The 14,459-nt window shown below is 37.4% G+C and carries 10 protein-coding genes and 1 riboswitch; of the genes, 8 read left to right on the forward strand and 2 right to left on the reverse strand.

The window, feature by feature from the left end; all coding sequences use genetic code 11:
- Positions 1-92 precede the first annotated feature (92 nt).
- The 3 genes from K319_RS0104585 to K319_RS19785 all read left to right on the forward strand — a co-directional run bounded on the left by K319_RS0104585 (position 93) and on the right by K319_RS19785 (position 4,709).
- Positions 93-1,046, forward strand: coding sequence for a ketopantoate reductase family protein (locus tag K319_RS0104585; RefSeq protein WP_027382564.1), 954 nt, complete (start codon positions 93-95; stop codon positions 1,044-1,046).
- Positions 1,047-1,130: 84 nt separating this feature from the next.
- On the forward strand, positions 1,131-1,889 hold the full coding sequence (locus tag K319_RS0104590; RefSeq protein WP_027382565.1) for a hypothetical protein: 759 nt from the start codon (positions 1,131-1,133) through the stop codon (positions 1,887-1,889).
- Between the two features lie 168 nt (positions 1,890-2,057).
- On the forward strand, positions 2,058-4,709 hold the full coding sequence (locus tag K319_RS19785) for a copper-transporting P-type ATPase (RefSeq protein ID WP_034671360.1): 2,652 nt from the start codon (positions 2,058-2,060) through the stop codon (positions 4,707-4,709).
- Between the two features lie 171 nt (positions 4,710-4,880).
- Here K319_RS19785 and K319_RS0104600 read toward each other — a convergent pair whose 3' ends face one another.
- The gene (locus K319_RS0104600) at positions 4,881-7,661 is read right to left on the reverse strand and encodes a TonB-dependent receptor plug domain-containing protein (protein ID WP_156907045.1); all 2,781 of its coding nucleotides are present in this window, start codon (positions 7,659-7,661) and stop codon (positions 4,881-4,883) included.
- A 101-nt stretch (positions 7,662-7,762) separates the two neighbouring features.
- A riboswitch (SAM riboswitch) is annotated at positions 7,763-7,865 on the reverse strand.
- A 149-nt stretch (positions 7,866-8,014) separates the two neighbouring features.
- On the opposite strand from K319_RS0104600, the gene K319_RS0104605 reads away from it, so the two are divergent.
- The 4 genes from K319_RS0104605 (at position 8,015) to K319_RS0104620 (ending at position 11,815) form a co-directional block, all read left to right on the forward strand.
- Entirely contained in the window at positions 8,015-8,749 is a 735-nt protein-coding gene (locus K319_RS0104605; RefSeq protein ID WP_027382567.1) for a DUF72 domain-containing protein, read from the forward strand.
- A 1-nt stretch (position 8,750) separates the two neighbouring features.
- Complete coding sequence (locus tag K319_RS0104610) at positions 8,751-9,443, forward strand: SIR2 family NAD-dependent protein deacylase (RefSeq protein ID WP_027382568.1); 693 nt, start codon at positions 8,751-8,753, stop codon at positions 9,441-9,443.
- Positions 9,443-10,954 carry a carbon-nitrogen hydrolase family protein gene (locus K319_RS0104615; RefSeq protein ID WP_027382569.1) on the forward strand — a complete coding sequence of 504 codons (1,512 nt, stop codon included), beginning with the start codon at positions 9,443-9,445 and terminating at the stop codon, positions 10,952-10,954. The genes K319_RS0104610 and K319_RS0104615 overlap by 1 nt, the downstream gene beginning before the upstream one ends.
- A gap of 66 nt (positions 10,955-11,020) precedes the next feature.
- Entirely contained in the window at positions 11,021-11,815 is a 795-nt protein-coding gene (locus K319_RS0104620; RefSeq protein ID WP_027382570.1) for a DUF4197 domain-containing protein, read from the forward strand.
- 82 nt (positions 11,816-11,897) lie between these two features.
- On the opposite strand, the gene K319_RS0104625 is transcribed toward K319_RS0104620, so the two are convergent.
- The gene (locus K319_RS0104625) at positions 11,898-12,551 is read right to left on the reverse strand and encodes a CoA transferase subunit B (protein WP_027382571.1); all 654 of its coding nucleotides are present in this window, start codon (positions 12,549-12,551) and stop codon (positions 11,898-11,900) included.
- A 118-nt stretch (positions 12,552-12,669) separates the two neighbouring features.
- Here K319_RS0104625 and K319_RS0104630 point away from each other — a divergent pair, with 118 nt between their 5' ends.
- A complete protein-coding gene (locus K319_RS0104630; protein WP_027382572.1) occupies positions 12,670-14,457 on the forward strand; it encodes an ABC transporter ATP-binding protein in 1,788 nt (595 codons plus the stop codon).
- The last annotated feature ends 2 nt before the right edge of the window (positions 14,458-14,459 follow it).

Consider the following 14,459-nt stretch of genomic DNA (forward strand, 5'->3'; position numbering starts at 1 on the left):
AAGGTTTTTCTTTAAATAGGAAACTATTTTATATCTATTTCTACTCTATTTTCGCCAAATTTGCTAAGAATTTTACAAACAGATAAGAATTAATGGAAAAGAAAAATATAGCAATCATAGGATTGGGCGGTGTTGGTGGTTATTTTGGTTTTAAAATCAATAAGTTCAATGAATTGGAAAATCAGTTTGATATTACCTTTGTTGCAAGAAATCAGACTTATGATATCGTCAAGGAAAATGGTTTAACACTACTCTCTCCCGAACATTCGAACAGCATTACAAAACCTAACCAAATTGTTCAAAATATATCAGAAATCCAGAATCCGGATTTAGTTTTGATTTGCGTGAAAGAATATGATCTGGAAAACGTTTGCACACAACTGATACAGATAATTTCTCCAAAAACAATTCTCCTTCCGCTAATGAATGGAGTCGATATCTATGACAGAATCAGAAAAATAATTCCGGAGAATACGATTTTGCCAGCCTGCGTTTATGTCGCTTCTCACATCAAAGAAAAAGGAATTGTTGAACACAAAGGAAAAGCAGGAAAACTGATTTTCGGAAAAGACCCGGCTAATTTCTCGCAAGATGTTGATTGGATTGTTCAGTTGATAAAAGACAGCGGAATTGATTTTGATTTCAAAGAAAATTCGTTTGTGGATATCTGGACCAAGTTCTTTTTTGTAGCCAGTTTCGGATTGGTAACTGCAAAATATAATTCGTCCATCGGAACAGTTTGTATTGACACTATTCAAAAGCAGGAAGCAACTCAAATAATGCAGGAAATAAAACTAATTGCCTATAAAAAACAAATCGGTCTACCTGATGATATTATCGAAAAGACTTTCGAAAAAGCTACAACTTTCCCATCGGAAACACCAACTTCTTTACAACTCGATATCAACTTCAAAAAACAAAACAACGAACTCGAATTGTTTGCGGGCGCTATCATCCATTACGGAAAAGAACTAGATATAGAAACACCTTTTACTCAGAAAATCTATCAAGAATTGAAAGAGAAGATTCTGGAATTAAGTATATAGTTTTGTTAAATATATTAATGCCTTTAGTAAATTCTAAAGGCATTATTTTTGAATGTCAATCTGTTATTTCGAAAAACTAAAACAATGAAAAAACTGCCTTTTTACTTAAGTACGATATTTTTTGTAATTGCTTGTAATTCCAAATCAGAAGAAAAAAACCAACCAATTTACAAACAAAAAGATACAATCTCTGACACAATTCAATCCAAAAAGATAGAATCAGCTGCAGAATTTCAAGATAATAGCTCCAGCTTTATACCGAAAGGCTATGTGATTTATAAAGAAGCCGGAACAGAAGATATAAAAGGAGATTTGAACAAAGATGGTTTGGAGGATTTGGTTCTCCTCATCAAAGGAACGGATAAAAGCAAAGTCATTCAGCACGAAACCCGTGGTCAGCTAGACCGAAACCGAAGAGGGATTATCGTTCTCTTCAACAAAGGCAACCACTATGAATTAGCCCTTAAAAATAACAGCTGCTTCTCATCTGAGAACGAAGAAGGCGGTGTTTATTACGCTCCCGAGTTGTTTATTTCTATAGAAAAAGGAAACCTGATTGTAAACTATGCACACGGAAGATATGGCTATTGGAATTACACATTCAGACATCAGAATCAGGATTTCGAATTGATTGGTTATGATGCAAGCTACAATCGTGGTCCTGTTCCACAAGAAGAAACAAGCATCAACTTCTTAACAAGAAAAAAACTGACTAGAGATAACCTCAACAAAGATGACGATGGAGATGATAATATAAAATTCAAAGACACTTGGGAAAAACTACCTGCAAGGAAACTCATCAAACTTTCTGAAATCAAAGATTTTGATGAATTAGAATTTTAAAAACAGGATATATAACATCTTTCCATTTATTTATAACTGATTGGCATCTATTTTTCAGAAATTTGCATCAATAATAACAAATCGGGCGAAACCAGATAATCTTTATGAACTTAAATCATAGATTATTATAAAAAACATTGTGCTCTCTGTGTCTGAAAATCAAAAAAAATGGAAAATCACAATCATCATAATCACGAACACCCCAATCCCAATCAAAGGATTTCTCCAAGTTCCGTTTACTATTGCCCGATGGAATGCGAGGGTGAAAAACTGTATTTCAAACCCGGAAGATGCCCGGTCTGCAATATGTTCCTCGTTCCGATAGAAGAGCGCGATGACCACAGGAACAAGCCCCAAACGTATTCTAAAACCAATCTGCCGGAAAGCTTCAAAGATAAAATCGGAGATTATTTTTGCCCGATGTTCTGTGAAGGCGACAAAACTTACGAATCAGATTCAGGATGTCCGGTTTGTCATATGCACTTAGAGCAAATAACTCAGGAACTTGTGGACAACAGGGGAGTCGAAGGATCACATCAACATTATTCCCACAACCATAGTAAACCAACAATCAATCAATCAAAAAATGCCGGAAAATATTATTGTCCAATGTTCTGCGAAGGCGATAAAGTCTACGATTCCAATGTCGGTTGTCCGGTTTGTGGAATGGATCTGGTGAAAATTCCGGAAAAGAAAGCTGTTGAATACACTTGTCCAATGCATCCTGAAATTGTACAGAACGAACCCGGAAATTGCCCGATCTGTGGAATGGACCTCGTTCCAAAACCTTCAAAAGACAATGACCACGAAGATGAGACTTACAAATTATTAAAGACAAAATTCTGGACTGCTTTGGGATTTTCTATTCCTGTTTTTATTTTATCGATGGGCGGGATGATAGTTGACTGGCCCTTTTCCCATCAGATTCAGGGGATTTTGGAATTGATTCTGACTTTGCCGGTTCTGTTTTATGCCGGTTGGTTTCTGATGAAACGCGGCTGGGTTTCCTTCAAAACCTGGAATCTCAATATGTTCTCATTGATTGCTTTGGGTGTTGCCGCAGCATTTATTTTTAGTTTGGTTGCCCTATTTTTTCCAAATATTCTTCCACACGAATTAGCTCACGGTGGAAATGTCCCACTCTACTTCGAATCCGTTTGCGTGATTTTGACCTTAGTAATTATGGGGCAAATGATGGAAGCAAGAGCCCATATGAAAACAGGGAAAGCCATAGAAGCCTTGATGAATCTTTCGCCGGACACAGCCAATCTGGTTGTTGACAGAAACGAGAAAAAAGTATCGTTGGCAGAAGTTAAAATCAATGATATATTAAGAGTGAAGCCTGGCGAAAAAATCCCGGTTGATGGAAAAATTATCGAAGGTAATTCCAACGTAGATGAATCAATGATTACCGGCGAACCAATCCCTGTAGAGAAAAAATCCAATGATAAAGTCACTTCCGGAACGATTAACGGCAATGGGACTTTCTTGATGAAAGCTGAAAAGGTAGGTGATGAAACTTTGCTTTCCCAAATCATCAAAATGGTCAACGAAGCCAGCCGCAGCAAAGCACCTATCCAGAAATTAGCGGATAAAATCTCAAAGATATTCGTTCCGACAGTTATTGGAATTGCAGTTCTGACATTCATTTTATGGTATATTTTCGGTGGCGAGAATAAGTTGATTTATGCATTTGTGAATGCTGTTGCGGTTCTGATCGTAGCCTGTCCGTGCGCTCTTGGTTTGGCAACACCAATGAGTCTGATGGTCGGAATCGGAAAAGGTGCTCAAAACGGAATCTTGATCAAAAATGCAGAAGCTCTTGAAGAAATGCATAAAATCAATGTCCTGATTACCGATAAAACAGGAACTTTAACAGAAGGAAAACCAAGTCTGGATAACATCGAAACATTTGAAAATACAGATAAAAATGAAGTCTTAAAATTAGGCGGTTCATTGAATCAGAATTCTGAACATCCTTTGTCAAATGCGGTCTTAGAGGCTCTTCGACAAGCTCAGAGTGACAATCCTGACCTACAATTTGAAAAAGTTCAGAGCTTTGAAAATATTTCAGGAAAAGGGGTTAAAGGAAAAATCAATAATGAAGAGATATTACTTGGAAATGAAGCTTTATTAAAACATTTCAATATCGAAATTCCTGAATCATTAAAACAAAACGTAATTCAAAGTCAAGACCAGGCAAAAACCATTTCCTACTTAGCAAAAGCTGGAAAAGTTCTCGGATTTTTAAGTTTTTCAGACCAAATCAAAGCAACTTCAAAACAAGCTATCAATTATCTCCATTCTCAAAATATCGAAGTCATAATGATGACCGGCGATAACGAACATACCGCAAAAGCCGTCGCAACAGAATTGGGAATCAAACATTACAAAGCCAATTGTCTCCCGGAAGATAAAATGAACGAAATCAAAAAACTCCAAAACGAAGGCAAAATCGTAGCAATGACCGGAGACGGCATCAATGATGCGCCGGCCTTAGCCCAATCTAATATCGGAATTGCAATGGGAACAGGAACCGATGCAGCGATTGAAAGTGCAGAAATAACTTTATTAAAAGGCGATATTCTCGGGGTAGCAAAATCAAAAATCCTGAGTGAAAAACTGCTGAAAAACATTAAGGAAAATCTATTCTTCGCTTTTATATATAACGTTTTGGGGATTCCTTTAGCTGCAGGCCTGCTCTACCCTTTCTTCGGAATTTTATTAAGTCCGATGATTGCAGCGGCTGCAATGAGTTTCAGTTCTGTTTCTGTTATTCTGAATTCTTTGAGATTGAATAACGCTAAATTGGATGCATAAGTATAGGTCTTCGAGAGCCTCAGACTGACAATATTGTACTTAAAAGTTAGTATTAGAAATGTCATGCTGAGGCTCTCGAAGCATTCTTACAAAGATTCAAAAAAAACGACATCGGGAAAACTCCCGATGTCATTTCAAAACAAATATAAAAACCTTAAAAAAATAGTTTAATTAAAAAGAAACCGTCAGCTTGCTGAACACATATCGTCCGTTTTGCCCAAACTGAGAAGTTGAACGTGAATAGATGAACTGGTCGTTATTCGTGGAAGCAGTAACGTTCTTGGTTGGATAAATGTCAAACAAGTTGTTTGTTCCAATAGTTAAATTAAAATTCTTGTTGATATCATAACCAATTGACAAATCAGTAATGATTTTATCTGAGATCAATTGATGTTCATTTGGTAATAAAATTCCATCAAAGTTTGCATCAACTACATCAGATCCCCAAACTTTTCCGTAATAGGTATTTCTCAAATAGAAATTAAAATCGTTCCACTTTACATTATTAGATAAACTAGCTTTCACTTTCGGAACAGAATCTTCCAGATAGACTCTTGACCTTTCTCCAAAATAGGTATTTTCCAAGCCAGCATTTTTCAATAGGTCAGAAGCGTGGATATCGCCGACTTTTTTGGTTCTGTTGAAATTGATGGCAAAATCGTTATTCAGCTTTATAGCACCTGTTCTGTAATTATGACTGATGACCACATCCAAACCTTTTGTTTCCGTATCAATAGAATTGGCAAAGAATTGCGCTGCATTCACATCCGCTTTGGTAAACTCGTCATTGACTGCTTGTTGAGCTTCGGTAGTCGGGTTGGCAAATCTGGTGAATTGGTCTGTCAATACAATTCTGTCATCAATTCTGATAAAATAAGCATCCGCAGTTATATTCAAATTAAGCGATGGAATCTTATACGTAAACCCTGTGCTTACAGATTTGGACGTTTCTTGTTTCAGCTTCGGGATTCCGAAACCTTCCGCAATCGGAGAATAATTGCTGAATGTCCCTACTTCTCTCAACTCGCCATTTGTAAATAATGTAGAAGTTGTATTATAATAGATTTGGTGAATCGATGGTGCTCTGAAACCCGTCGAACCGGCAAAACGGAAATTAAAATCATCTGTCAATTTGATCCTTGAAGCCAATTTGTAATTGAATGTCGAACCAAAATCCGAGTAATCCTCATAACGAACAGCCGCATCTACCAACAACCAATTGGTAAAATTGAATTCCAGATCCGCATACGCCGCATAAGCATTCCTATTTTTATTGGTCCTATTAGCTTCTCGGAAACCTGCAAAAACCTGAGAACTTCCTGCCAAAGCAGCTCCGAAAAAATCTGTTGGATTTATAGAAGTAGCTGTCTGTGGATTTCCATAAATATCATAAGCTGTATAAGATGCTTCTTCTCCTGGAGTAATTTTGAAATTCTCGTGACGTTGTTCTGCCCCGAAAGCGACATTCAGGCCTTCGAAAACATCAAATTGTTTGCTGAAATCTAAATTGATCGTGTTCTGCAAAAACTGCAATCCTCCTGCTTTGAAAGAACTCGGAGAATTGAATCTTAAACTCGTATTCCCTGTATTTTCAATGGTATAATCAAAACTATTTTGTCCGAATGTGTTACTGAAATCTACATTCCAGCCGTCCCATTTTCCTTTGATTCCGGCTGATAAAGAAACATCCTGTATCCTGGTGTGAATCTCCGGCAAATAACCATCAGGATACAATCCCGTAAACGTCCTGGATTGGTTTGGTCTCCTGTAGAATCCTCCGGAAGCTCCATCTCTTATAGAATAACCTCCAAAAGTGTAAACTTTCCAATCATCATTCAATGGAACTTCTATGTTTGCAAATAACTGGTGATTATTCAATTTCGACTGTCCTACCTGCATATTGAAATCCTTTCTGGTCAGTCCTCTGTAAGCCAGTTCCTGGTCTGTATAATTAGCTCCTAATAAACCCTGCAAAGCTGTAATAGTGGAAGCGTTTTGAATATTTGACTGAAATCCGGAATCAAAGTAATTAACACCTTGTGCATATTGATGAATCAGATCTACAAAATCTTGCTCACCGGCTGTTCCTTTTAGATTGTTAATATTATTAAAATAAGACGAAAGATTCACACCATTCTCAGCAGCTCTCTTTTCAATAGCGTTGTAAGCATTATATATATTTCCACTCTCTGTTCCGGCTCTTCTTGTCGGGTCACGGAACTGGGAAGACCAGGTAATATTATAGAAGCCGCCTTTTTGTCCAATCTTATTTCCATAATTCAGATCTACTTGAAATTGTTGTCCATCATAATTACCAGTATGATCATTGGCTGCTGAAGTCAAATAACCTCCATAATTGAACTGCCCGGTTAATTTTCCAGTATCTCTTTTCAGCTGGAGATTCATTACGCCAGCAATGGCATCAGAACCATATTGAGCAGAAGCACCGTCTCTTAAAACCTCGATTCTGCTTAAAGCAAAAGCTGGAATGGCGTTCAAATCTGTTCCAACAGTTCCTCTTCCCGGCGCACCGTTCACATTGACAAGTGCCGACGTATGTCTTCTTTTCCCATTGATCAAAACCAAAGTCTGGTCTGGACCTAATCCTCTCAACTGAGCGGGGTCAAGGTGGTCAGAGCCATCAGCATTTGTTTGAATGGTTGAAGTAAAAGACGGTGCAATCGTATTTAGGATTTGATTGATATTGGTCTGTGGCAGAGACTGTTGAATATCTTTCAGATTGAAAACATCCACAGGAACCGGACTATCCGCTTTGGAACGTCCTCCACTTCTGGAACCTACCAAAACAACTTCTTCAATCTGTTTATCAGAAGTTGTGTCTTTAACAGGTTTGGTTTCCTGCGCCTGAGCTAAAGAAATTCCCGAAAAGAAAATCACAGCTGTCGATAAAGCAGCTATTTTCCCGGAATTAAACATCGATTTTTGAATCATATTTTTAAATTTTACGTTTTATATAAAAAAGAAAACTTCTCCCAGACAAGTCTGAAAGAAGTTATATTGGAACGGTATCGCACCCGCAATTAAACATTTTCAACTTATCTTTCCTTTTTTCAAAGGCTGAATGTAACACCTTACCAAAGCGGCAGGTTGTTAAGACTTCAACGGGTCAGTTCCCTCGGTCTTTCTTAATAAGTATGACAGCAATTCATTATCACAGTACAAAACTATTACAAGATTTTTTTTTAAGCAAATTTAATTCATACTAATTCGATATGATAAATATCATACTGATTTTAATTTATTGATTCAATGCCAATTGGCATAAGATTTAATTATCAAATAAGATGAAAGACTCCAAATTAAAATATCATATCGGTTGTTCCGGATTCTATAATACAGACTGGAAAGGCTCACTATATCCTGAGAATTCTCAGAACAAGGATTTTCTGAAACTATATTCTCAAACTTTTGACACAGTCGAAATCAATAGTACATTTTACAGAAAACCAACAGCAAAGACGCTTCAGAAATGGAATGATGAAACGCCTAAAGATTTTAAATTCTTTATTAAAATCCCAAAAACGATTTCTCATTCAGGCTATTCTGAAAGTAAGAAAGAAGAGTTTTCCGATTTCTGTAATTATATCAATGAAAATATTGGGAACAAATTGGCCGGGTTTCTCATTCAGTTTCCGGCTTCTTTTCATTGTACAGATGATAATATGAAATGGCTGATTGGAACATTAACTGATGATTTTTTAATTGCAGTAGAATTCCGACACACTTCTTGGTGGAATGAGGAAGTTTTTGATTTATTCAAAAAATACCAATGGATTTTTTGTGGTGTCAGTTTTCCCGGAAAAATTTCGGAAGATGTTATTGTTACTAATTCCGGAATCGGATATTATCGTCTACACGGGAAACCGATTCTTTATAAATCCCCTTATTCAGAAGAGTTTCTGGATAATCTGGTTAAAGAAATCAAGGCAACAAATCAGGAATTCTACATCTATTTCAATAATACCTGGGGAACTTCTGCAATAGAAAATTCATTATATTTAAAGAAAATTCTGGAATAAATTGAAAAAGTTAGTGGTATTGTCAGGCGCAGGGATTTCTGCGGAAAGTGGTATTAAAACATTTCGCGATTCTAATGGACTTTGGGAAAATCACCGGATTGAAGATGTTGCTTCACCCGAAGGTTTTGCAAGGAATCCACAATTGGTTTTGGACTTTTACAATGCAAGACGAAAACAGCTGAAAGAAGTTGAACCTAACTCGGCTCACAAATTGCTTGCAGAATTGGAGGATTTTTTCGACGTTCATATCATCACGCAAAATGTGGATGACTTGCATGAGCGAGGCGGTTCTTCAAAGATCGTTCACCTTCACGGCGAACTCAGAAAAGCAAGGTCTTCTGCAAATGAAAACGAAATCCTTGATTGGGAAGAAGATATCAAGATTGGCGATTTCCACTCCGATGGTTCACAGCTTCGTCCACATATTGTGTGGTTCGGAGAAATGGTTCCGGAGATGGACAATGCAATTGAAATTGCTTCTAAGGCAGATCTATTTTTGGTTATCGGAACAAGTATGCAGGTTTATCCGGCCGCTTCCGTTATTAGGTATGTTCCAAGTCATTGTGAAGTTTTCGTTATTGATCCTAATCTTGAAAATCCCAATTCTTTTACCAAAAATGAGAATTATGTCAGATCCTCAGCAACGGAAGGGATGAAACAATTGAAAGAGATTTTAATTAAAAAATATAAATAATGCAGGTAGAAATCAGAAAATTAAGTATTGATGATTATGATGAATTGGCAGAAGCAATGCAAAAAGCTTATCCGGAGATTGATGATAATGTCTGGAGCAAACGGAATATCCAAAAACTGACCTCCATTTTTGCAGACGGACAAATCTGTATTTTGGTTGACGGAAAATTGGCCGCCGCCGCATTATCGATCATTGTCCAGTACGAATTGTTTGGCGACCAGCATACTTATAATGAAATCACGGGAAACGAGTCTTTCAACACACACAGCAACAACGGAAATGTCCTTTATGGAATAGAGATTTTTGTCGACCCGGAATTCCGAACTTTAAGATTAGGAAGAAGACTTTATGATGCGAGAAAAGAACTTTGTGAGATCCTTAATCTAAAATCAATAATCGTTGGCGGAAGAATCCCGAATTATCATCTGTACAGCAAAGAATTATTACCAAGACAATACATCAACAAAGTCAGAAATAAGGAAATCTATGACCCGGTTTTAAGCTTTCAAATCGGAAATAATTTCTCTCCTGTTAAAATTTTAAAGGGTTATCTAAAAGGCGATACAGAATCTGAGGAATACGCAGTTCTTCTTCAATGGAACAACATCTACTACACGGCGAAGAAAAACACGATGCAGGACAGCGTGATACGTCTCGGATTGATCCAGTGGCAGATGCGTTCTTTGAAAGATATCGAGGATTTTTACAAGCAGGTTGAGTTTTTCGTAGATGCTGTTGCGGGTTATCAGTCAGATTTTTGTTTGTTTCCGGAATTGTTCAATACGCCTCTACTTGCTCCTTTCAATCATCTGAATGAACGCGAATCTATGGAAAAACTATCTGAATTAACAGAAGAAATCAAAGAAAAAATATCCGAATTCGCTGTCAGTTACAATGTTAATATCATCTCCGGAAGTATGCCGATTTTGGAAGACGGAAAACTTTATAATGTGAGTTATCTGCTTCACAGAGACGGAAAAATTGATGAATATAGAAAAGTCCACATCACGCCAAACGAACGAAAGTATTATGGAATGACCGGCGGGAATGAAATCAAAGTGTTCGATACAGATTGCGGAAAAATAGGAGTCATTATATGTTATGATGTTGAGTTTCCGGAATTGCCAAGATTATTGGCTGACCAGGGAATGAAAATCCTCTTCGTTCCTTATCTTACAGACACCCAGAATGCCTATATGCGCGTCCGTCATTGTGCTGCTGCACGAGCAATCGAAAACGAGTGTTACGTTGCGATTGCCGGTTGCGTCGGTAATTTGCCCGGTGTTAATAATATGGATATCCAGTTTGGGCAGGCAGCGGTTTTCACACCTTCAGACTTTGCCTTTCCTTCTAATGCTATTAAGGGTGAAGCCACACCGAATACAGAAATGACCTTGATCGTAGATGTAGACCTAAACCTTCTGAAAGAATTGCATTACAATGGCTCCGTAAAAACGTTGACAGACAGGAGACAAGATCTGTATGATGTAATTCTGAGAAACCAGAGTTAATTTTATTTATGAAACTATTTAACATCACTTAGATTTAATCATCTAATTTTGTAAAAAATATATTTAATGAAAAAGAATTATTTAATTGCTGTCGGTTTATTATTTTCAATTCCCACTCAAGCACAAATTTTTGATGTATTAAAATCTGTTGTTAAAGATAAAACAGGTGTTGACCTTGATCAAGGCAAAGCAACCCCTTCAACAAATACAAGTACAACTTCTACAACCAATTCCAACATCAATCTTGGAAATCTAACTTCCTCTCAAATCTCATCGGGTCTGAAAGAAGCTCTTAATCTGGGAGTAAAAGAAGGCGTACAAAAGCTTGGAGTAACAGATGGTTTCTTAAAAAATGAAGCAGTAAAAATCCTAATGCCGGAGAAATTAAGAAAAATCGAAACCACGCTTAGAAGTTTAGGAATGGGAAGTTTGGCGGACCAAGGTGTAAAATTACTGAACAGAGCTGCTGAAGATGCCGTAACAGAAGCCACTCCGATTTTTACGAATGCGATTACCTCAATGACGATCACAGATGCAAAAAACATTCTTCTTGGAAGTGATAATGCAGCAACCAATTATTTACAGACCAAAACACAAAGTCAGCTGTTCACTGCTTTTCAACCCAAAGTAAAGGCTTCGCTTGGGAAAGTTGGCGCTGACACGGTTTGGAAAAACATCATTTCAAAATATAATACTTTTACAGGACAATCTGTAACCACGGATTTGAATGAATATGTAACCACGGAAACCATCAACGGTGTTTTCAAAATGGTAGCGGAAAAAGAAACGGGAATCCGAAATAACTCTGCGCTCAGAACGACCTCGCTTTTGGAGAAAGTTTTTGGAGCAGTTAAGAAGTAATTCTAGAAGTTAGAAATTAGACATAAAAAATCCGCAATATCATTTGCGGATTTTTTCATTATTAATTATTCATCTTAATTAGTTAAAACTTCATCTCCGGAATTTCTCCTTCAATAATCAATTCAGCTTCTGTGGCTTTTACAATATCTTCCACAGAAATCCCAGGCGCTCTTTCCAAAAGTTTGAAACCTTTATCTGTAATTTCCATAACCGCTAATTCCGTTACCACTTTTTTGACGCAATTGACGCCTGTCAAAGGCAATGTACATTTTTTGAGGATTTTTGATTCGCCGGCTTTGTTCACGTGCATCATTGCTACAATGATATTTTCTGCAGAGGCAACCAAATCCATTGCGCCGCCCATTCCTTTGACCATTTTTCCGGGAATTTTCCAGTTGGCAATATCGCCGTTCTCAGAAACTTCCATTGCGCCTAGAATCGTCAAATCCACTTTCTGACTTCTGATCATCCCAAAACTGAACGCCGAATCAAAAAAAGAACCGCCGGGAAGAATCGTGATAGTCTGCTTTCCTGCATTGATCAGGTCTGCATCTTCTTCGCCTTCGAAAGGAAAAGGCCCCATTCCCAGAACGCCATTTTCACTCTGGAATTCCACCGAAATATCCTCCGGAACATAGTTTGCTACCAAAGTCGGAATCCCGATTCCAAGATTGACGTACATCCCGTCTTTCACTTCTTTTGATATGCGTTGTGCGATTTGTTCTTTTGTCAGCATAGTAAAATCTTATACCGCAATATATCAATATTTCACGTTATAGAAAAATGCTTTTCCCATCACAGTAAATATTAATAAAACAATCAGATTTATATCAGTAAATTTGCAATTCTAATTTATGAAAACATTATTACATTACCTCAAACCACATAAATGGCTGATTATCGCCTCGCTGGTTTTAGCCGCAATCAATCAGGTATTTTCATTATTTGCGCCCGCAATTACAGGAAATATCCTAGACCAATTGGTAACGCATCCACACTTTTTTGACAAAGAAAAACTGATTCCCAGAAATCTGAATCAATTTCTTTACGGGACCGATATTTATCACGGTGCATTTTACTTTTTAGGCTTACTGATTGGAACGGCGATGGTCAGCAGAATTGCAAAAGCGTTTCAGGATTATGCCGTTAATGTCATTACGCAGAAATTCGGGGCTAATATTTTCACGGACGGTTTACAGCATTCTATGGCGTTGCCTTATCAGGAATTCGAAGACCAGAGAAGCGGCGAAACGTTGTCGATTCTAACTAAAGTAAGAGAAGATTCGGTGAAGTTTATTACTAATTTCATTAATGTGTTTTTTGGGATTTTAGTAAGTATCATTTTCGTTTCGGTTTACGCTCTCAGACTGCATTGGTCGATAATGCCCGTATATATTGTCGGGATTTTCCTGATCGCATTTGTTACCAACCTGCTCAGTAAAAGAATCAAAAATATTCAGAAAACCATTGTTCTCGAAACTACAAGTCTGGCTGGAAGCACTACCGAAAGTTTAAGAAACATAGAAATTGTAAAAAGTTTAGGTTTGACCAAACAGGAAATCAAACGTCTTAATAACAATACTTATAAAATTCTAGGACTCGAACTGAAGAAAGTAAAAAGCATCCGTTCATTGAGTTTTATTCAGGGAACGATGGTCAATTTTCTTCAGCAGTTGATTACTTTGACACTTCTGTATTTGATTTTCCGGGATGTTGTAACCCCGGGACAATATCTGTCATTGATGTTTTATGGATTTTTCATTTTCGGTCCGATGCAGGAAATCGGGAATATCATCATTTCTTATCGTGAGGCCGAAGCTTCTTTGAAGAACTTTGATAACCTGATGAAAAAACCTGTGGAAGAAAAACCGCACACACCAAAACAAATCGGTTCAATCAATGAGCTGGAATTCAAGCACGTTTCTTTCAAACATCAATCAGCGCAGTTCAAGGCTTTGAATAACATTTCATTTGATGTAAAAAATGGCGAAACGATTGCGTTTGTTGGCCCGAGTGGTTCCGGAAAAAGTACATTGGTAAAATTACTCGTTGGATTGTACCGACCTCAGGAAGGTAATATTTTCTATAATCAAATCAACGGGAAAGAATTTGACTTTGATGAACTGAGAAACCAAATTGGGTTTGTGACACAAGACACACAGCTTTTTGCAGGAACTATTAAGGAAAATCTACTGTTCGTGAATCCAAATGCCAGCGAAGAAGACATCCAACTCGCTTTGAAAAAATCCAGCACCAAATCGTTATTGGAACGTGCTGAAAAAGGCATCGAAACGGTTATCGGCGAAGGTGGACTGAAATTAAGTGGTGGCGAAAAACAAAGAATCGCAATTGCAAGAGCATTATTGAGAAAACCAAACTTGTTAATTTTTGACGAAGCCACTTCTGCTTTGGATAGTATTACGGAAGAAGAAATCACTTCAACCATCAAGGAAATTTCGCAACAAAAAGAACAAATCACCGTACTCATCGCCCACAGATTAAGTACGATTATGCACGCCGACCGAATCTATGTTTTGGAACGCGGACAAGTCATAGAAACCGGCTCACACGAAAATCTGATTGCAGAAAAAGGTTTGTATTATGCAATGTGGAGACAGCAGATTGGGGAGAGGAAGGTTTAAAT

Source organism: Epilithonimonas caeni DSM 17710, from assembly GCF_000426465.1.
In the GTDB taxonomy this organism is placed as follows: Bacteria; Bacteroidota; Bacteroidia; order Flavobacteriales; family Weeksellaceae; genus Epilithonimonas; species Epilithonimonas caeni.